The organism is Paraglaciecola arctica (genome assembly GCF_018861065.1).
Classification (GTDB): domain Bacteria; phylum Pseudomonadota; class Gammaproteobacteria; order Enterobacterales; family Alteromonadaceae; genus Paraglaciecola; species Paraglaciecola arctica_B.
Map to the genome: position 1 here is coordinate 24,407 of NZ_JAHKQO010000028.1, position 19,332 is coordinate 43,738.

Genomic DNA, 19,332 nt, shown 5'->3' on the forward strand with positions numbered 1-19,332 from the left:
TATAAGACATAAAATAATGTAGTCATTATTAATATTGGAATGAATTGATGCCAAATAATCATAAAGAAATGCCAAAAGTTGGATTTGGTCTTTGGAAAATCCCTCAGGATATCTGTGCAGATGCTGTTTATAACGCAATTAAAGCTGGTTACCGGCATTTAGATAGTGCCTGTGATTACGGTAATGAAGTGCAAGTTGGTGAAGGTATCAAACGCGCTATTGACGATGGGCTCTGTAGCCGCGAAGAACTTTGGATTACCTCTAAGTTGTGGAATACCTATCACGCTAAAGAGCATGTAAAACCTGCATTAGAAAAAACACTATCTGATTTGCAGTTAGATTATGTGGATCTTTATTTGATTCATTTCCCTATCGCGCAGCCCTTCGTAGATTTTGAAGACCGTTATCCGCCAGAGTGGATAACAGATACCAAAAGCGGAAAAATGGAAATAGCAGCGGTACCTCTGTTTGAAACTTGGCAAGGAATGGAAGATATATTCGAGCAAGATTTGGCGAAACAAATTGGTATATGTAACTACAACACGGGTTTGCTGCACGATTTGATGGCTTATGCGCGCGTTAAACCTTCAGTGTTACAAGTAGAATCTCACCCTTATTTAACACAAGAACGTTTGATGCGCTTAGCTAAACAATACGATATTGAAGTCACGGCTTTTTCTCCTCTCGGTGCTTTATCCTATTTAGAGCTAGATATGGCCGGCGCTGCTGAGTCTGTATTAGAGCAGGACGTGGTTAAACAAGCGGCTCAACGACTCGGTAAAACCGCTGCCCAAGTGGTTTTACGCTGGGGAGTTCAACGGGGTAATGCGATTATTCCGAAAACTTCGCGCCCTGAACGTTTAATAGAAAACTTAGATATTTTTGATTTTGAATTAACACCACAGGAAATGTCTGGGATTTCTGCGCTTAATAGCAATAGGCGATTTAATGATCCCGGCAACTTCTGCGAAGCTGCCTTTAATACTTTTCACCCCATTTACGATTAGAGAGTGCCTGATTATGCAACCGATAAACTTTGTAGACGTGCCCCATCAATTGGATTGTGGTGATTCAGTTTTCCCAAGCGTAGTAGTCAATGACGGTAGTATGACGTCACAGCAACAATGCGCAGATTGGATTAAATCGAACTTGCCTGAACTCGAAGCCAAATTGAAGGAATCTGGTGCGATATTGTTTCGTGGTTTTCCTGTGGATTCTGCTGAGAGCTTTGACGAGTTTTCGAATTCCTTTGGATATCCGAATTTTACCTACAAAGAATCGTTGTCGAATGCTGTTAGGATCAACTTTACTAAAAGGGTATTTACAGCCAATGAAGCACCCAAAGATGTAGAAATATTCTTACATCATGAAATGGCGCAAACCCCGATCTCGCCAAGTAAATTATTTTTCTTTTGTAAAAGTGCAGCGGAGCAAGGTGGGGAAACCCCGTTGTGTCGTTCTGACATGTTATTTGCAAATTTGCTAAAACAAATGCCAGAAGTAGCCGCAGACTTTGCAAACAAGGGGCTCAAATACACCACTCAAATGCCTGCTGAAGATGACTCAAACTCAGGACAAGGCCGCAGTTGGAAAAGCACCTTAAGTGTACAAGACCAGACACAAGCGGAGCACAAATTGGCAGAGTTGGGATATAGCTGGGAATGGTTAGAAGACGGCAGTTTACGTGCAACCACACCAGTTTTACCTGCTGTGATTGACATTGGAAATGATAAAAAAGTTTTTTATAATCAATTGATTGCAGCCTATATGGGATGGAAAGGCGTACGTGAAAACCCCTCTAGTGCGATTACTTTTGGTGATGGTACCCCAATCCCAATTGAAGGGTTACAATTAGCCGTTAAGTTGTCTGAAAAGTATACCTTTGACTTGCCTTGGCAAGATGGAGACGTGGCCTTAGTCGATAATTATATGGCCATGCATGGTAGACGTCCTTTTTCCGGAGAACGTAAACGCCAAGTGTTGGTCGCATTAGCTATTGACTAAGTGAACAATCGTTTTTCATGACCAATTTTACCGACTAAATGAGCTACTAAATTGCAAATACAAACTAAGCTACCTGGTATTCTAATTTCCGTTATTGTTGGTCTAGCGGCGTTATTCTTAAGTGAACACTATGGCGCACCGGCTATGTTGTTTGCCTTGTTGTTAGGCATTGCGATGTCTTTTTTATATGAAGGCACAAAATGCAAAGAAGGCATTGAGTTTACTGCGTGCCATATTTTGCGCATAGGGGTGGGGTTACTAGGATTACGCATCGCTTTTGGTGATTTGGTGGCATTAGGTTGGAAAACCGCTTTGTTATTGGTGGTGGCGATTGTGAGTACTATTGGACTAGGCATGTTATTAGCTAAAGCGTTGGGGTTAAAAAAACGTTTTGGTGTATTGACTGGTGGCGCAGTAGGAATATGTGGCGCGTCTGCAGCAATGGCTATTGCTGCGGTACTTCCTGATAATAAAGATAAAGATCGTGACACCTTACTGACAATTGTAGGGGTAACGGCATTGTCTACCATAGCCATGGTGATGTACCCAATAGTGGCTGGGCTATTTAATTTGGATCCTACTGAAACGAGTATCTTCTTAGGCGGTACCATTCATGATGTCGCTCAGGTAGTGGGAGCAGGGTATTCAGTTTCAGAACAAACTGGAGACTTAGCTACATTAACTAAGTTAGTGCGAGTCGCACTTTTAATGCCTGTTGTGGTGTGTATTTTATTAGTTCTGAGAATGAACTTGGATAAAACCTCTGACGCTAAAGCCCCAGGAATTCCTGCATTTTTAATCGCCTTTGTTGTATTAATGACAATTAATAGCTTATTCGATTTACCTGAAGTTGTGACTCAAAGTGCCACAGATTTATCTCGATTTGCTTTGGTGATTTCTATTGCCGCCATTGGTATGAAATCTAACTTGAAGCAACTTCTCGAGGTGGGCTTCAAGCCGATCTTGCTGCTAGTCTGCGAAACAATGTGGATTGCTGCTTTGATTTTGTTAAGTCTACCTTATGTTTGATCACGTCAATCTAACACCTAGCTCTTTAACGACATTTACACTCGCACCTTTCCTAACAGCGCGCACACAATCATAAGTAGTCGAATGTCGATACGCATAATCCCGAGTATTTCAGATAAATTTCCGCTTTAGAAATCTTTGACAACAGTTACCTCAGCTCCAAAGAGTAAAATCGTTACAATTCACTACCTTATGGCCGCTGGCGCTGCTAAAGTGGCTGTCTTTTTGAAGTAAATAAACTAAGTCTGCACTCGAAAAAATACTACCAAGGGTATTGGTGGAGTCGAGGCGTTTAGTTTTGAATATTTGATTGGCCTTAAAGGTGAGTGATATGTCTTTTCTTTCTTTAATCATTAGTTGGCGTTGGTCGGCCGCTATTATCCTTTTTTTGTGTGCATTTTTTGCTTTGATGATGGGGGTGACAGTCTCAGAGCGACCAGACATACAATCAGCTGATATGTTAACTAAAGCCTATTACAGTTTAGGTTTATTTGTGATGGGGGGGCTTGATTTAGGCACGCCTGTCGGCGGTCCTGTGGGCGCAAGGTTGATGTTATGGTTGAGCTATTTTGGCTCACCCATGTTAGCCGCATCAACGATTATAGAAGCGGTAGTAAAAACTATTTCACCGTATAAATGGCATTTTCGCAGGATCAGTAACCACATAGTGATATCAGGCTCAGACGAATTGACTATTACCTATTTAAAACAACTGAGGTTGTTGCAACCTAAGATTCCGGTACTGGTTATTTGTGACGAAGTTTCTCCGGTCCGCGAAGAAGAACTAAAACGCCGTTATCATGCCAAGGTCATAAATGGTGATGTTACCCGCAGTTACTATTTGTCAAAACTATTTCTGCATAAAGCCAAAAAAGTATTATTGCTTGGGCAAGATAACTTTCAAAATTACGAAGCAGCCCACAAAATGTTGCAAATGCAGCCCTCGTTACAAGGAAAAATTATTATTCACTGCAACAGTATTCGCTTTATGCGTTCAATGGCGGATTCGACAGTGGCTAAACAGTGCATTAATTTTAACGCCTATCAATTGGCTGCTTCGGCACTAGTTCAACAACATTTGATTTCGCATTTTGTAGAAACAGTGCCCAAAGACGTGGTAGTTATCGCAGGTTTTGGTTTATTTGGTCAAACAATCCTAGAAGAACTACAACATTATGCACAGCGTGAAATAGATACTATCGCCATTATCGGTATTGATGCCAAACGGCGAATTCAGGTAGTAGACGAACAACGACAGCTAAACAATTTTTGCAAACGAGAAATTTTTGAAGGCAACATTTCCCACCCAGAAGTGTGGCAACAATTGCGAGCTAAAGTCGATTTATCTAATACCCAACCAGTTATTATTTTGTGTACCAATTCGGTGGAAGATAACTTTAGAACCTCGTTGTGGTTGAAAAACAAGTATCCAGATTCAATGATTATTGCACGCAGTTATTTGCCGTCAAAATTCGCTGAAAATGTGAGCGAACAATACAATATTTTAAATGTGAGTATTAACCAATTGGTGAAAGACAATATCCCAATTGAGTGGATGACACCTTAAGTTTCAGCCCCCAATAAAAAAGCGCTTTACCTATTTCTAGGTAAAGCGCCAACACACACTTAGGATAAATTAAAATCTAGCGCGTAACTGCACTCCAAAGTAGCGACTTGCATCACGTGGAATTTGATACCGGAAACCATCACCGCTATAAGTGGTGATATAACTCTCGTCGGTTAAGTTTTTACCGATTAAGGAAATACGGTAATCGTCGTCACTGAATGAGAACGCTAAACTCGCGTTCAATATGCCGTAATCAGGCAACAGGTCTACGGCCGTGGGAGATGCACCAGGTGCACCAGCGTAGATTTCGTCGGTGTACACGTAGGAACCATTTAGGTAAATTTCCATATCATCCAGTTCCCAAACATATTCCCCTGTTACTGAGTATTTTAGGTCGGGAGAAAAGGGGAGGTCGGTACCTGATACTGCATCACAACTAGTAGTTGTGCCATCTGGGCATAAAAACTGATCCACTTCAGCTGTTACGCTAGACAAGCCACCTGTTAAGGTTAGTTGGTCGGTGGCTTGCCACATAAAATCAAACTCAAAACCTTCAGTAGTAACCGAGCCCGCATTAGTAAGGCGAGTAATAGTGACTCCGTCCAATAATTCTGAATTGTTAGCTTGGAAACCGTCTATTTCAGTACGGAATATGGCAGCGTTAAAAATTATGCTGCGACTCGCGTATTTGTAACCCAGTTCATAGGCGTCAGAGGTTTCTTCATCAATTGGCAAGGTATCGTTATCAGCCATATTGTAGAAAACGTTAAACGCTGGGCCTTTATAACCTTGTGAATACGTCGCATAAACCATGCTGTCGTCGTTAATATCAAATTGCGCACCAAACTTTCCTGACACATTTGATTCATCGGTCGAGCCTTGATAATCGGTGTCGAACCCACGTACTCCTACACCAGTTCGTCTGTATTGGTCGCTGCTGCTACGATTGTGAGAAAAGCTCACTTCATCGTCGGTATAACGTATACCAAATAACAATCTGAAATCATCATTGATGTGGTATTTACCATCGGCAAACAAGGCCCAGTTATCGAATTCGGTTTGCATATAAGCGGTAGCGCCGACAATATCATTGGCGTTACAGCTTAATCCTTGGTCGCTGATAAATTGTTCTATGTCAGCGTCTGTTGGGTCAACCGCACCAAGAACATCTGTTAAGTATGCGCCGATTGCTGCTGGAAACTGCCCTCCGTTATTCTGACAACTTGCATCTCGAGTAAAGTTACGTTCCGACTTTTGATTCCACCAAAAGAAGCCCGCTTGATAATCCAATGCTCCGCCAGTAGGTGATGCTATACGTAACTCTTGAGATATTTGATCCCATTCTTGTGGCCCAATATCATGAAGTTGAAAGCCAACGCCACCGTCATTTACGTTACCAAAATTAACTGGGAAAGGAATAGAGCCAGTAGTAGAGGTGAAGTCGCCTTCGCGGTATTCAGTGTTGTTCCAGCTGCGGTACGCGGTGATAGACGTAAGCTGATGATCTCCCAGCTCCTTATCCACTTGTATTGAAAACGCAGTGGTCTCATCTATGGTACGAGTTTCAAAGTCATGGTCAATTTGCCTTTGGTCAAGATCAAAATCTCCACTGCCAGTACTATCGGGCGAGGCTTCTGAATCATGTCGTCCACTTGGAGTGAGTTCTAGATCAGCGCAGCAACTGTCGTTTGAATTAACATTTTCGAAAATAAATAAGATATCGGTATCGTCTGTGGCTTCGATGTCGAGCATGGCTCGTACACCTTCTTTATCATAGCCGCTGACGGTTTGATTGTTGTATACGTTGTGGACATAACCATCAAATTGCGATTTTAAAACAGTTAAACTACCACTTACGTTGTCGTTAAGAGGGCCAGAAACACTGGTTTTCAAACGATATTCGTTATCTTGAAAAAGACTTGCTTCAAAGCTGCCTTCGAATACGTCAGATGGGCGTTTTGTGGTGATGTTAACTACACCCGCAGAGGCATTTTTACCAAAAAGTGTCCCTTGAGGACCTCGTAATACTTCAATGCGGTCAAGGTCGTATAAATCTACGAAAGCTTGTCCGGAACGTCCTAGTACTACACCATCAACAACAGTAGAAACACTGGGTTCTGCAGCAACACTAAAGGAAATGGTTCCTATGCCGCGAACAGTTATGGCAGAGTTTCGGGTAGTGTTACCTTTTCTGAAACTAACGGAAGGCACTAAGGCTTGTAGACCTTCGATATTGGCTGAAAACGCAGAGTTTATTTGGTCTTCCCTAAGTACAGATACCGCGACCGGTACTTCATTTAGACTTTCAACACGTTTTTGCGCGGTGACTGTGATTTTCTCAAAACCTTTATCTTGGGTATCATCTGCCTCTTGGGCATTGGCTGATAATCCAATAGTCAAACAAGCAGATACTGCAAGGGCCTTGGTTATGCTGGTGTGTAAGTTACTGGGTTTAAATTGCATAGTGTTCTCTCAAGCTTCGTTTTAATTATGTAACGACACCTCAGTGAAACGCATATCTCCACTTGAGGCGAGGGCTCATCTATTATTGTTATTTTGTGCCACCATCTTCTGTCTTATATAAGACAGAAGATGTAAGAAATTTAACCTTTAAGTAAAGTTTTTGCAATCTTTTTGTTGCGATTAGGTTAATTATAGATGGGTAATGACGCTTATTTGTTAAAATTAGCTAGTTGATAGTTGCATTACATTGCGCGACAGAGGTATCTAAAAGATCTAACCATTCGTTACCAAAGTTATCGACAAACCATTGGCGCATATTTACTGAGGTGTCTTTAAATATTTGTTTCTCTGCTAAAGATGGGCGATAAATAGTACCACCTGCTTGCTCAAATAGTTTGTAGGAATGACTCTCTTGAGTTGCGACCAACTCGCTGGCCGCGGCTTTTTGTTTGGCAAATCCTTCGATAACTATTTGCTGGATATCTTGCGGTAAGGTTTTCCACACGGGCTCTGAAAACCACCATAGGGTGGCCATATAGGAGTGTCCATCAAGGATGATGTATTTTAAATGTTCTTCAAGCTTAGCTCCAATGATATCTTGAATGCCGTTTTTACTACCTTCAACCACACCGGTTGCCAGTGCTGTGTAAAGTTCAGCCCATGATATAGGCGTAGGGTTAGCTCCTAACTGCCTGACTAATTCCTGCTGAATATCAGCTGGTGTCGTTCGAATTTTTTGACCTGCTAAATCATCTGGACTGTGAATCGGTTTACTAGTTGTGGCAAAGTTGCGCCAACCTCCAGTATTAGAGACACCAATTAACCTAATATTCAGACCGTTATCTAGCACTGTTTCTCGCATTTTATGAATAATAGGACCATCCAATACACATTCAGCCTGGGCGTCACTGGTAAACACATAGGGTAGATCCAATACTTGAGCTGGAGCGAAAAAGTTACCTGTACCACCTGCAGTGCTGGGAAACATTTCTAAAACCCCCGATTGTAAGCTACTTATACATTCAGGGACGCTGCCACAAAACTGCCCTGAGGCATACAGTTGCACTTGTACTCGACCTTCGCTGGCTTTTTCAACATATTCTTTAAACGCTAATAAACCGACATAGTCTTCATCTTGGATGGAGGCTTGAATCGATGCTTTAATTGTAAATTCAGCTTGAGTAACGCTAGCGCGAAAAATCCCCACTGTGCAACTAATAGCAATTAGCCCGTACACCACTAATAAAATTAAGCGTTTTATCGACATCTTAAGCAAATCCAAACAAAGTTGGTAAAGTCATGGTTAGCGCTGGGAAGTATGTGATTAGAAATATCACTGCCGCTTCCACTGCTAGAAAAGGCAACATCTCTAGCGCGATATTTTCGGTTTTTTCACCAGACACCGATGCTGCGACAAACAACACTAGTCCCATAGGTGGCGTGGCGAGACCTACCGTTAAATTCACACACATGATCACCGCAAAATGTAGGGGATCAATACCTAATGAAATGAATATAGGCGCAAGAACAGGACCTAAGATTAAAATAGCTGGGCCAGCATCCAAAAACATGCCAATGGCAAATAGAAATAAGTTAATGATTAAAAGCAGCAACAGCACGTTATCTGTGATGCCCGTTATTTCAGACGCTAAGGTGTCGGCCATGCCTGATACTGTGATGATCCAAGCAAAAGTGACGGCCGACCCTACCAATAATAGAATGGTGCCGGACTGCACTGCAGCGTTGACTAAGATAGTAGGCAACTTGTTGAGTTTTAAGGTATTGGTTACAAACAAAGTAATAATCAGTGCATATCCGGCAGCAACGGCCGCCGCTTCGGTGGGGGTAAATACACCTAGTACTATGCCACCCAATAAAATAACAGGTGTTAACAAAGGTAAAAACGAGCTTTTTAATGCACTACCACGCTCATGCCATGTGGCTTTAGCATTAGCTACTGGGTAATTGCGTTTTTTGGATATTCGGCTGGTCATTAACATTAAACCAGCACATATCATTATACCGGGTACAATTCCCGCTAAAAACATACCTGCTACAGATACGTTCATTATAAAAGCGTATAAAATCATGATGCCAGAGGGAGGAATGATAGGGCCAATAACTGAGGATGCTGCTGTTACAGCGGCCGCAAAACGTCGGCTGTAACCATTTTGTTGCATCGCAGGAATAAGCATTTTACCTAATGCAGACGTATCTGCGACGGCAGATCCAGATAAGCCTGCAAATAACACCGAAGATAAAATATTCACTTGAGCTAAACCGCCACGATAGTGACCGATTAAAGTTTGACTAAAACGCACTATAGATTGGGTGATTCCACCTTGGTTCATGAGTTCGCCAGCCAATATAAAAAACGGTACTGCCATCAAAGGAAAGGAGTTCATTCCCGAATATAATCGATTTAATAAAGCAGAAAAAAATACTTCTTTACCATCGAGTATAAGGCTGACCCCGGGGCCAATTAACAGCGCAAAAATGACAGGTGCGCCAGCGGTTAATAATAAAATGAATACCCAGAAGTAACTTAATGACATATTAAAGAGCGTCCTGCGGTGGAGCGAAACAATGATTTAAAGGCAAACATAATTGTTCCACGAGCTTTTCTACACCCACTAAACAAATCGAGCCAAATGCAAAAGGGGCGCAGCTATAAAAATAGGCTAATTTCACTGGCACAGAAGACGCGTTGATACTCAGTCCTGACTGCCAAAACTCTAAGCTCTGTTTAAAAAATATGCCGCAAATAATGATGATCAATAGAGTTATCGATAATTCAGTCAATCTGCGTAGCAAAGCTGGCAGCGCATCGGCAAACATTTGAATTGATACGTTTAGATGTTCACGGTAGGCCCATGGCGCGACTAAACATGCCACCCAAACCATAGAAAATTTTGCCAGTTCCTCGGTCCACGCCAGTGAATCGTTTAATACATATCTAAAAAACACCTGCGCCAAAATCATGCCTAACATGACAGCAAGTAATCCACCGGCTAAGTTCTTGGCCACATTCGCCATTAAGTAATTGACCTTACCCAGCGGAGTATTGAGTGCGAACAAAACTTGCTGCAGCTTAATCATTATGATTTTGCATCTTCGTTTGGCCAGTAATGACTAATTTGCATACCGGTTTTGGGGTGTTCTAATTGCTCTGTATGCAGTATGTCTGGACCAATAGGGAGTGTCTGTCCATGGGGCACAAATACAGCCATTTCATCCAGGGCTAATGTTAATTTGTGAACGTAGCCTCCACTAAACACTTGTTGTTCAGGGAATCTAAGCCACTGTCCCTGAGGTAAATAAAACTCTACTTCACCACCGGGTTGTGTGCAGGGAACCACTAATAAATGATCACCAAACATAAACTGAATTTCAAAACCTCGGGCTAACCTGTCATCGGGGAAGGCCAAAGCCATGGCGCGCATCACTGGCAGACCGGTTTGACTAGCTTGTTGCATAGCTTGTTGTAGGTATGGAATAAGTTGATAGCGTAATTTTAGTGCTTGATCTACGGCTTTTTCAGCTTGTGATCCATAACTCCAAGGTTCGCGTTGACCTATACCGTGTAAACGCATATGCGCTGAAAACACTGCTGTTTGTGACCAACGAACAAACAATTCCGCATCCCGGGTATCTTTATAAAAACCGCCTACGTCAGTAGCAAAATAGGGTGCACCTGACATGCCCCAAGACAACGCGCCTCTTATACTGCCAATCAATCCACCCCAATCGGCTTGAGGATCGCCCCCCCATTGGCTGGGATAACGTTGTGAACCAGTCCATGCGCTGCGACTGAATAAAAATGGCCCTGTATGGCTATATTTTTCTGCTGCTTGATACACACAACGGTTATATAAAAGACTGTATACATTGTGTAATCGATGCCCTGAATCGCCGTTGTGGGCCAACATATTGTCATCTTCTAGCTGTTCGCCAAAATCAGCTTTGATCATATCCACACCAAGATCAAATAGTGGTTTATGTGATTCAAGCCAAAAAGCGAACGCATCAGGATGAGTGAAGTCCACTATTCCTGATTCAGGTAAGGGTGTTAACACTTCAGCAAAGGCACTCATGTCCCATTGGTAACGGTAGGCTTCGCCACTACGTTTATCTTTAAGTAACCAACCTTTTTTGGCCATTTCTGTAAACAAAGGGTTTTGTACCGAGACTAAAGGATATTCCCAAATACACACCTTAAAATTCATGGCTTTAAGGTCATCAATCACCTGATTCGGTGGAAAGTCAGCAAATCTTTTGGGATCCCATTCAAATGCAAAACGGGTATCAGTATCCTGCCAGGCACGTCCGTCTAAGGTGATGACATCACAAGGCATGTTGTGCTCGCGCACGGCTTTGGCCGTAGCCATTAGTTCTGGTACATCTTTGTAATAGGCCTTAGATAAAATCACCCCCAAACTCCAAACTGGTGGGATTGGTGCTTTACCGGTCAATTCAGTGTACTGATGGATGATTTCTGCACCATTTTTTCCGGTCAATATAAAAATATCCAAGGCATCGTCTTCAACTAATAAGCCATAAGACCTTTGTGACCAAGGCGCATAGCCCACAGCATGAGTGACAGGGGCAGGGGTATGTACAAATACTCCCCAACCTTGGGGACTCCAAGCAAAAGGCGTATTTTTGTAGGATATTTCAGCATTGACGCCCAGCGCATCATGATTATAAGAACGAATAAACTGCCCGCGTTTATTCAAACTTGACCATTTTTCACCTAAACCATATACCGCTTCTTCAGCACCTAAATCTAAACTAAATAACCACCCCTGATCGGTTTTCGCTAAAGGAGGGATTCGAAACTGTCTTACAAAATGTCCATCGTTTGGGGTTCTTTGGACACTTTTTCCTTCGTAAAAAAGTTCAAAGGAAAAAGGATGATGTTGAATAATTAGTTGGTGATCGCCTGATGAAATAGACGTGTTATGTTCTGAGTGATTAAGTTCGCTAACCTGATTTTCTGGCTCTTGTTGCAACATTTCGTAATTGGCACTAGAGCGGCCTGTTGCTCGCAGACGTAACCCAAACCAATGAAAACTCAATTGTAATGTACCAACCGTAGTGGGCAACATTATTGTAGAATCTTCAGCCAAGTAAGCGGCACCTGTCACTGCCACTTGGGTAACCACATTCCAATCAGGTGCAGCTAGATTGAGTTTTGGCGATTGTGATGATGAGAGCTCAGACACAGGTAACCTCTGGTAGTTTGCATTGCTATATTCTACTTATTTGAACCGCTTGCGGAAAACAAACTACGCATGAACAAATAACATAGGTTTAATCTTATATAAGACATAAGTTATAGTAGTGTTAAATTTTTGTCAATCGATGAGAACAGTCAATCGCTTTAAATATATTAAGTGACCAAGCTGTACTCATTTTATGAGATTGAGCATGACCCAATGATTGAACATAGCTATTTCTAATTCTGTTAATCACTTAGGTTGAAATTTTTTAGTACAATATCTATTTAATTCCTTGAATCAGAGTAGCAGTTAATAATACTCTAGAGCATTATTAACTTGCAGTTTACATTCATGAATAAAAATCGTTTTGATAACAAACTCAGTCAACCAGGGTTAGCATTTCAGCCCCTTTACAAACAAGTTGAGGAGCATGTCACTCAACTGATTGTTGAACAACGTTGGAAGCCTGGGGAAATGTTACCGAACGAATTTCAATTGGCAAGCGAACTAAATGTCAGTCAAGGTACGGTGCGTAAAGCATTAAACAGTTTAACCGATGCTAAAATACTGACCCGAAGACAAGGCATTGGGACTTTTGTTTCAGAGCATACTGGGCATCATAGTTTGTATCGATTCTTTCCGTTAATTGCTGATGGAAAAACGCCGGAGCTACCTAAAGCTGAACTACTTTCAGTAGAAACTCATAAAGCTACTAAACAGGTTGCCCAAGCGTTAGAATTAGAGCTAAATGCCAAAGTGATAGTGCTTAGTAGACGGCGAATATTGAATAACGAATTTTGCATTGCCGAAACTATATTTTTGCCACATAAATACTTCGGCACACTGGAAGAACATCCCGAAGTCCCTCATACCCTTTATCATTTCTATCAAACTCAATTTAATCTTACCGTTCGAGACACCCGCGACAGTATTAAAGCAGTACTGGCGACTAAGCAAGATGCTCAGATGTTAGGTATAACGTTAGGTGATCCGCTTCTAGAAGTCACACGAGTGACCCACTCATTAGACAACAAAGCCATAGAATTTAGACAGAGTCGCTGCCGTAGTGATAACTATCATTATTTAGTGGAACTGGGTTAGTTGTCAGAGTGTTTGTCGTCTAACAGCTTTTTCAAGATTTTTTCTATATTCTGAACACTTTCTGTCAGGGCATGTAAATCATTCGTAGCCAAGTCATTAGTTGCAGCCTCAGGTTTCTCAATTTCAATACTTTGATTACCAGTTAAACGATCTTTTTGTTTTAATATCGTTTCTCTGAAAGCTTTTGCGTCGTTGATACCAATTAACGATACTAAGGCTCCTTCGGATGATTGCCCTGCAGTTTCAAAACTTAGTTGATAAAGACCAAAGAAGCGCATTACAGGTCCTTGACTTAGCGCGATATCGGTAATTTTCTCAAGCGGGATAGACTTTTCAACAACAAATATGATGCCGCGTTTCACTACCAATTTTCGTTCTAATAACGTAGCTGACATTGCGTTGAGTATTTTTTTGGAAACCAACCAAGCAATCATCGCAACTAAGGGGCTTAGAAGAATTCCCGCTACGGTAATGAAACTAATAAACACCCAAATTACTGTCCAATAATTTCGAACCTTAGGGTTGAAGGTCGCTTGTGCAATACAGTTATTTTCCATTTTTTGTCCTCAAAGGCCGATTTTAATTACCCAAAGCATGACTAAATATTACCGAAGGTTATGTAAATTTTCATTAAGTTGGTATTTTCTATCAGTGACTATCGCTTCTAGGGTTTCAATTCTATCATTTTGGTATTTGACATGCCGAGCCACTACTTTTTCTATCACTGTGTTTAAATCAGAATTTTTAGCTTTTAACGCTTCAAGTTCTATTTCTTTTAACTTTCGTTTGTTAATGATCATGGTGCTTGATATCACTAAAATTGTGATCAACACCGCGGCAATACTCAAAAATAACCATAGGTTAATAATCATAGTGTGGTCGTCCTATATTGTTGCTTACTGAATTTAAAAAGGATGCGAGGCTTACGTTTTCCATTTAAGACAGCACCTAAGAAGGTCGAGCGCACTAAACCATCGTAAATCAATATGGATACGAAAATGGTTATTGCTGATATGCATAAAAGTTTAATTAACCAATAACTGGGGAGTTCTGCGAAGGCTATCTGTAACCATATTACTAGTGGCAAATGAATGAGATAGAGCCAATAGGAAGAGTCAGAAATATAACGCACAAACTGACTTGGCCGTGTGAATATTCGCTTGCATAATCCAAGAGTGAGAGATACGAGAGTCCACATCATAATGGCATAATTCACAACGAAACATATTTTAAGCCAAATATACTGAGGATGACCCCGACTTGTCTCAAAGCCTGACAATGTGATCGTAATCGCGACAGCAACAATACACAGTATAAATTTGCTCCAGCCTAAACTAACAAATCCATTAATTAGCGACGATTGTCGTTGTAATAACCAACCAAATAGAAAAAATACGCAATACAATAAGGTAACCGGAATATCCGGTATGAGAGATTTATCAGGTGTGTCTATGCCCCAATGATCCATAAACCAAAGTGAAGCGGCTGTAGGAACACAAAGCACTAGAATAGCAAACCGTGAATGGCACAACCAATTAATAGCGTAGTCTATTAGAGGTGTTATTTTAGCCTTAGTGGGTGCGTGCAACCCAATTAAGTAATGGAGTAATAATGTCATGACGCAAACCAGCAATAAGTAATACAAAAACCACAAATGGGTGCCTATTAAAAATTCATTGGGTAGTTGCCCTAAGCGTTTTAGGCCTTCCAATAGCGCGTTTCCAATGTGTACCTCTCCACGCATACTTTCGGCTCCCATAATCCAGCCTGATACCAGTAAAGGTCTTAATAAGAACCAACCGATAACCAATGGGACACCTACTCTCAACAAACGTGATTTAAGAAATCCACCCAACCCTAATTTTTGGAACGTCATATGACTAAAAAATCCGGCCACTAGAAAAAATAACGCCATTCTGAAGGAATGACTAACCAACATAAATAATGGCACCCTCTCATTGGTGGAAATGTCCATCACTGCCCATCCAATAAAAATAGGCATAAAAGAGAGGCTGGCATGAAAAACTATGCCCAGTATCAATGCGAAACTTCTGGCCGCATCTAGGTAATCGAGCCTAGTGTTATTGTGTTCTCGCATATTCATGCTCCATTTTAAAAAAAAGGTAAGTGAACATTGATTTGTTTTTTCAAACCAATGTTGATTGCTGTGCTGGCTTTAGTTAATAAAAACTGACTTCGTCAACCGCAAAATCAAACTGTGCTTTCCTTAAATCGAAGGCTACGATGCTGACGCCGTTAATCGTTTTAGTATTCAGTGCAGTTTGCTCTGACCAGGCACGTTTCATAGTGTTAAAGGGGACCTTTATTTCATGAAATTTTCCATCAGGGACGACAGACAGTTGTGCTGTGTGATAGTCAAAATTGGTCACTTCAACACTATTGGCGGACACTGATAAATTCCCTGCGTTGACTTTAACCATAAGCCGAATACCTGAAAATTCACTGGCATCCATAGGTTGGCCTTTTGGGTCAAGAAGTAAAACTGAACTTGCCCATCCAGGCTGTCCTCTTGCGGGTTCAATTTTCCCTTTCAGATGCATGACACCTTCAGCAACGTTCAATTCAGCGGTGGTACTTCCGCCAGCTACAGTGTCATTAAAAAATTGTCGGGGAATGCCTAACGTGTTGTTGGTTGGATCATTAAAGTCATCAATTATGGCACTGGTTTGAGTGTTGCTAACTTCCGCGTTTAATGGTGATGTGAAACATAAGCTTGATAGGGTAACGACAGAAACCATGGCAAGATAGCTTCGTACTCTTGATACTGTTTTAGATTGGTTATTCATAAGATCTCTTCCAAAATTTAAAAGTTGCGCGTTATTCGCGTGTTGCTATAAATTGAACACAGCAATGCGGTGTCTATCATTAAGTGCCTCAACGAAACGAATAGGTGACAAAAAATTGAATTTAGTTATTGAAAATAAAAAAAATTGAGAAAAGCTGTCACCTTTACTAAAAAAACGGCACTTGTTAGTTTGCGGCGAAAAAATAAAAGTTATTGATATGTTTAATAAGAAAAAAACTAAGGCGAGTAATGACGACACTTTTTTGGTGATGTCTTCATTGGGAGGCGATCGCGACGCATTTTGCGAAATTGTCAGTCGTTATCAAAATTTGTTGTGTTCTTTGGCTTATTCGTCGGTCGGCGATATAAAACAAAGTGAAGACATAGCTCAAGAAGTGTTCGTTGAAGCCTGGAAGAAACTCGATTCTTTGCTAGCGCCAGAAAAACTAAAGTCATGGTTGTGTGGTATTTTACGATTTAAGTTAAGTCATTACCGTCGTAAGGAAGAAAAGCAACCGTTACGCAATGCTGATGAAATAGACAACACCGACTTAACCGCTAATGACAGTGAAATGGAAGACGTTGCCATCCGAGAGCAACAGCAAGCTCTGCTTTGGAAAGCCCTTGATAAAATGGATGATATTTACAGAGAGCCACTTATTTTATTTTACAGAGAGCACAATTCTGTTGAGCATGTGGCTCGTGAATTAGATTTATCTGAAGATACAGCCAAACAACGTTTGTCTAGAGGGCGCAAATTGTTGCAAAAGTCGATGATCAAATATGTGGAAGATGCACTAGTGAAGAGTAAACCTGGCGCAGGATTTACCGCTGCTGTGCTGTTAAGCATCAGTGGTATCGCTCCTCCAGTCAAAGCCGCGGCCATAGGAGCTGGAGCCGTTAAAACAGGTTCATTATTCAATTTAGCCAGTGTTTTGGCATTTTTGGTGGCGTGGTCAGGAGTGATAAGTTCATTTTTTGGTTTAAAAGCGGTACTTGTGCAATCACGTACACAACGAGAACGGCAACAAGCAATAAAAATAGTGGTGTTATTTATGTTATTTGCCATTGTTTTTGTAGCTGGCATGCTGCTATTAAAACAACTGGCGTTAAGCACAAGTAGCGATGTTAGTGCTTTCACTATTGCTGCACAGCTACTGGCGCTGACTTTTGTAGCCAGTTATTTAGCCTTAGTCGATTATATGTTTAAGGCGATGCGCAGGCTGAGATTTCAAGAGCGTTTACTTTATCCTGAAGCTTTTCTTGGGCAAGTCGATCAAAAAAATGCCAAACAGCGTGAGTATAAAAGCCAATTCACGCTACTTGGTATCCCTTTATTCCACTTTCAATTTACTAAGCCTGAAATGGGCGATAAACCGGCTTTTGGGTGGATTGCAGGTGGTAACATCGCTTACGGGCTACTTTTCGCTTGGGGTGGAGTAGCCATAGCACCGGTCAGTGTAGGGATCGTTTCTTTTGGTGTGATCAGTATTGGAGCCGTTGGTTTTGGCATTTTAGGAATTGGTGTAGTAGGCATAGGAGTGATTGGTTTTGGAGTGTCAGCAATAGCCTATAAAGCCTATGCCTCACTCTCTGCTCTGGGTTGGGAAAGTGCATTTAGCAGTGGTTTTGCAACAGCCAAAGAGGCCGCTATAGGAGCCATTGCGCAGGCACCTCATGTCAATAACGACATGGCTGCTGAAGTCATTAATTTGAGCGGATTGAGTCAAAATTACCTCTGGATTTTAGCTGTTATAGCGGCTCTAGTGATCATTCCCGCTGTATGGCATTCAATTAAAGTGCAGCAACGAATGAAAAAGTAAAACGACTCAATGCATGTTAACTGTACAACAGCTTAATCGATAACCTCAAAAGTTAAACCTGAGTAGTTTTCTAAACGTTTAATCAATCGATCGCCAAAGATACTGGCGGGTGTCCAGAACCCACCAGGTACACAGTCTTTGCTGATATCTTGTGCCAAACAGGCGGCGGCTTGAGCTAACATCTTGGCAGTTGAACCATAACCAGGATCTTGATCACCTGTGACTTTTACGCGGATTTCTTGACCACTATCGGTTTTACCGTAAAAACGTAAATCGTAAAATCCTTTTTCTTGAGCGTCTTGGCTTGGACCTTCACCCGGTTTTGGCAATATAAACTTCTCCATTGCCCATCGAGTAGGGGGAAGGACCGCTGCCATGGCAAAACCTCCTAGTCCCGCGCCGACAGTTGTTGCCATTGTGCCACCCACTATGCCTTTACCGGTTAACATCGCTTCGTTGTATTCAAAATGCTGGCTATACCCGCCCGCTACCAACGCATTGCTTCGATGGACAATTCTAGTATTAATCACGGCCATAACGAAAGGCGCTACCCAACTATTAAAATCGCTGTCATATTGCGGGCGATTCATACTGTTTTGACGCACTTTATTACCATGATCAGCGGGACAAATAGCGTAAGGATTAGCCAACAGTTTACGTAAGGAAGGGTTGGTTGCTACCTCCTTAAATATATTGGTCATGCTGGCAACTGTGCCGCCTGAAGCGGCCCCTTTCATTTTTTTGACTCGCATTTTGATACTGCTGCAGCGTTCAGCAAATTTTTGTTGGGCATGTTGTTGTAAAAAATACACCCCCAAATCTGAGGGTAAAGAATCAAATCCACAACTATTAACAATTCGCGCGCCGCTTACTTTTGCTTGGCTTTCATAGCGTTCTAACATTTTGGCTATCCACTGGACTTCACCGGTTAAATCACAATAATCTGTTCCTAATGCCACGCAAGTTTTTAGCAGCGGCTCGCCATAAAGTGCATAGGGTCCAACCGTAGATATAATCACCCGAGTTGAGCTACATAATAAGTTCAGACTAGCTTCGTCAGCCGCATCAGCAACTAACACATCAAGAGATTCTGCGGCTGAACCCAAAGACTGTTTTAATGCCATTAGTTTGTTTTGGGAACGTCCAGCAATAGCCCATTTAATTTCACCATCAAGAGCAAATTGAGCCAACATGTAGCGTGTCAATATTTGGCCTACGAAGCTGGTGGCTCCAAATATAACAATATCGAACTTAGGGGGTGTTTTTTTCATGTTGCTTTGCCTCTGAGCTAATCATCTTGGTTTATTTTATAGCATT

The 19,332-nt window shown here is 41.6% G+C and carries 16 protein-coding genes; 6 read left to right on the forward strand and 10 right to left on the reverse strand.

Going from position 1 to position 19,332, the window contains the following annotated elements:
* The first annotated feature begins 47 nt into the window (after window positions 1-47).
* The 4 genes from KO534_RS10405 (at window position 48) to KO534_RS10420 (ending at window position 4,600) form a co-directional block, all read left to right on the forward strand.
* A complete protein-coding gene (locus KO534_RS10405; protein ID WP_215929591.1) occupies window positions 48-1,007 on the forward strand; it encodes an aldo/keto reductase in 960 nt (319 codons plus the stop codon).
* Window positions 1,008-1,020: 13 nt separating this feature from the next.
* A complete protein-coding gene (locus tag KO534_RS10410; protein WP_215929592.1) occupies window positions 1,021-2,004 on the forward strand; it encodes a TauD/TfdA family dioxygenase in 984 nt (327 codons plus the stop codon).
* Between the two features lie 51 nt (window positions 2,005-2,055).
* Entirely contained in the window at window positions 2,056-3,033 is a 978-nt protein-coding gene (locus KO534_RS10415) for a YeiH family protein (protein ID WP_215929593.1), read from the forward strand.
* Between the two features lie 331 nt (window positions 3,034-3,364).
* On the forward strand, window positions 3,365-4,600 hold the full coding sequence (locus KO534_RS10420) for an NAD-binding protein (protein ID WP_215929594.1): 1,236 nt from the start codon (window positions 3,365-3,367) through the stop codon (window positions 4,598-4,600).
* Between the two features lie 69 nt (window positions 4,601-4,669).
* On the opposite strand, the gene KO534_RS10425 is transcribed toward KO534_RS10420, so the two are convergent.
* From KO534_RS10425 to KO534_RS10445, 5 genes are all read right to left on the reverse strand, one after another.
* On the reverse strand, window positions 4,670-7,063 hold the full coding sequence (locus KO534_RS10425; protein WP_215929595.1) for a TonB-dependent receptor: 2,394 nt from the start codon (window positions 7,061-7,063) through the stop codon (window positions 4,670-4,672).
* Between the two features lie 226 nt (window positions 7,064-7,289).
* Window positions 7,290-8,330 (reverse strand): TRAP transporter substrate-binding protein, encoded by a 1,041-nt coding sequence (locus tag KO534_RS10430; protein ID WP_215929596.1) that lies wholly within the window; start codon window positions 8,328-8,330, stop codon window positions 7,290-7,292.
* A gap of 1 nt (window position 8,331) precedes the next feature.
* A complete protein-coding gene (locus KO534_RS10435) occupies window positions 8,332-9,618 on the reverse strand; it encodes a TRAP transporter large permease (protein ID WP_215929597.1) in 1,287 nt (428 codons plus the stop codon).
* A gap of 1 nt (window position 9,619) precedes the next feature.
* Complete coding sequence (locus KO534_RS10440) at window positions 9,620-10,162, reverse strand: TRAP transporter small permease (protein ID WP_215929598.1); 543 nt, start codon at window positions 10,160-10,162, stop codon at window positions 9,620-9,622.
* Complete coding sequence (locus KO534_RS10445) at window positions 10,162-12,288, reverse strand: glycoside hydrolase family 31 protein (RefSeq protein WP_215929599.1); 2,127 nt, start codon at window positions 12,286-12,288, stop codon at window positions 10,162-10,164. Before KO534_RS10445 ends, KO534_RS10440 begins: the two co-directional genes overlap by 1 nt.
* Window positions 12,289-12,636: 348 nt before the next feature.
* Here KO534_RS10445 and KO534_RS10450 point away from each other — a divergent pair, with 348 nt between their 5' ends.
* Window positions 12,637-13,386 (forward strand): GntR family transcriptional regulator, encoded by a 750-nt coding sequence (locus KO534_RS10450; RefSeq protein ID WP_215929600.1) that lies wholly within the window; start codon window positions 12,637-12,639, stop codon window positions 13,384-13,386.
* Here KO534_RS10450 and KO534_RS10455 read toward each other — a convergent pair.
* From KO534_RS10455 to KO534_RS10470, 4 genes are all read right to left on the reverse strand, one after another.
* A complete protein-coding gene (locus KO534_RS10455; protein ID WP_215929601.1) occupies window positions 13,383-13,943 on the reverse strand; it encodes a PH domain-containing protein in 561 nt (186 codons plus the stop codon). The two genes, KO534_RS10450 and KO534_RS10455, sit on opposite strands and share 4 nt — an antisense overlap.
* Before the next feature lie 48 nt (window positions 13,944-13,991).
* Complete coding sequence (locus tag KO534_RS10460) at window positions 13,992-14,258, reverse strand: hypothetical protein (protein ID WP_215929602.1); 267 nt, start codon at window positions 14,256-14,258, stop codon at window positions 13,992-13,994.
* A complete protein-coding gene (locus tag KO534_RS10465; protein ID WP_215929603.1) occupies window positions 14,255-15,484 on the reverse strand; it encodes an acyltransferase family protein in 1,230 nt (409 codons plus the stop codon). The genes KO534_RS10460 and KO534_RS10465 overlap by 4 nt, the downstream gene beginning before the upstream one ends.
* An 82-nt stretch (window positions 15,485-15,566) precedes the next feature.
* Entirely contained in the window at window positions 15,567-16,193 is a 627-nt protein-coding gene (locus tag KO534_RS10470) for a CIA30 family protein (protein ID WP_215929604.1), read from the reverse strand.
* Window positions 16,194-16,410: 217 nt separating this feature from the next.
* On the opposite strand from KO534_RS10470, the gene KO534_RS10475 reads away from it, so the two are divergent.
* On the forward strand, window positions 16,411-18,015 hold the full coding sequence (locus KO534_RS10475) for an RNA polymerase sigma factor (protein WP_215929605.1): 1,605 nt from the start codon (window positions 16,411-16,413) through the stop codon (window positions 18,013-18,015).
* A gap of 32 nt (window positions 18,016-18,047) precedes the next feature.
* Here KO534_RS10475 and KO534_RS10480 read toward each other — a convergent pair whose 3' ends face one another.
* Window positions 18,048-19,286 (reverse strand): saccharopine dehydrogenase family protein, encoded by a 1,239-nt coding sequence (locus KO534_RS10480; protein ID WP_215929606.1) that lies wholly within the window; start codon window positions 19,284-19,286, stop codon window positions 18,048-18,050.
* Window positions 19,287-19,332: the final 46 nt, after the last annotated feature.

Coding starts and splice junctions, on each gene's coding strand:
- KO534_RS10405 (WP_215929591.1), top strand. CDS start 48: ATGCCAAATAATCATAAAGAAATGCCAAAAGTTGGATTTGGTCTTTGG.
- KO534_RS10410 (WP_215929592.1), top strand. CDS start 1,021: ATGCAACCGATAAACTTTGTAGACGTGCCCCATCAATTGGATTGTGGT.
- KO534_RS10420 (WP_215929594.1), top strand. CDS start 3,365: ATGTCTTTTCTTTCTTTAATCATTAGTTGGCGTTGGTCGGCCGCTATT.
- KO534_RS10425 (WP_215929595.1), bottom strand. CDS start 7,063: ATGCAATTTAAACCCAGTAACTTACACACCAGCATAACCAAGGCCCTT.
- KO534_RS10430 (WP_215929596.1), bottom strand. CDS start 8,330: ATGTCGATAAAACGCTTAATTTTATTAGTGGTGTACGGGCTAATTGCT.
- KO534_RS10435 (WP_215929597.1), bottom strand. CDS start 9,618: ATGTCATTAAGTTACTTCTGGGTATTCATTTTATTATTAACCGCTGGC.
- KO534_RS10440 (WP_215929598.1), bottom strand. CDS start 10,162: ATGATTAAGCTGCAGCAAGTTTTGTTCGCACTCAATACTCCGCTGGGT.
- KO534_RS10450 (WP_215929600.1), top strand. CDS start 12,637: ATGAATAAAAATCGTTTTGATAACAAACTCAGTCAACCAGGGTTAGCA.
- KO534_RS10455 (WP_215929601.1), bottom strand. CDS start 13,943: ATGGAAAATAACTGTATTGCACAAGCGACCTTCAACCCTAAGGTTCGA.
- KO534_RS10460 (WP_215929602.1), bottom strand. CDS start 14,258: ATGATTATTAACCTATGGTTATTTTTGAGTATTGCCGCGGTGTTGATC.
- KO534_RS10465 (WP_215929603.1), bottom strand. CDS start 15,484: ATGCGAGAACACAATAACACTAGGCTCGATTACCTAGATGCGGCCAGA.
- KO534_RS10470 (WP_215929604.1), bottom strand. CDS start 16,193: ATGAATAACCAATCTAAAACAGTATCAAGAGTACGAAGCTATCTTGCC.
- KO534_RS10475 (WP_215929605.1), top strand. CDS start 16,411: ATGTTTAATAAGAAAAAAACTAAGGCGAGTAATGACGACACTTTTTTG.
- KO534_RS10480 (WP_215929606.1), bottom strand. CDS start 19,286: ATGAAAAAAACACCCCCTAAGTTCGATATTGTTATATTTGGAGCCACC.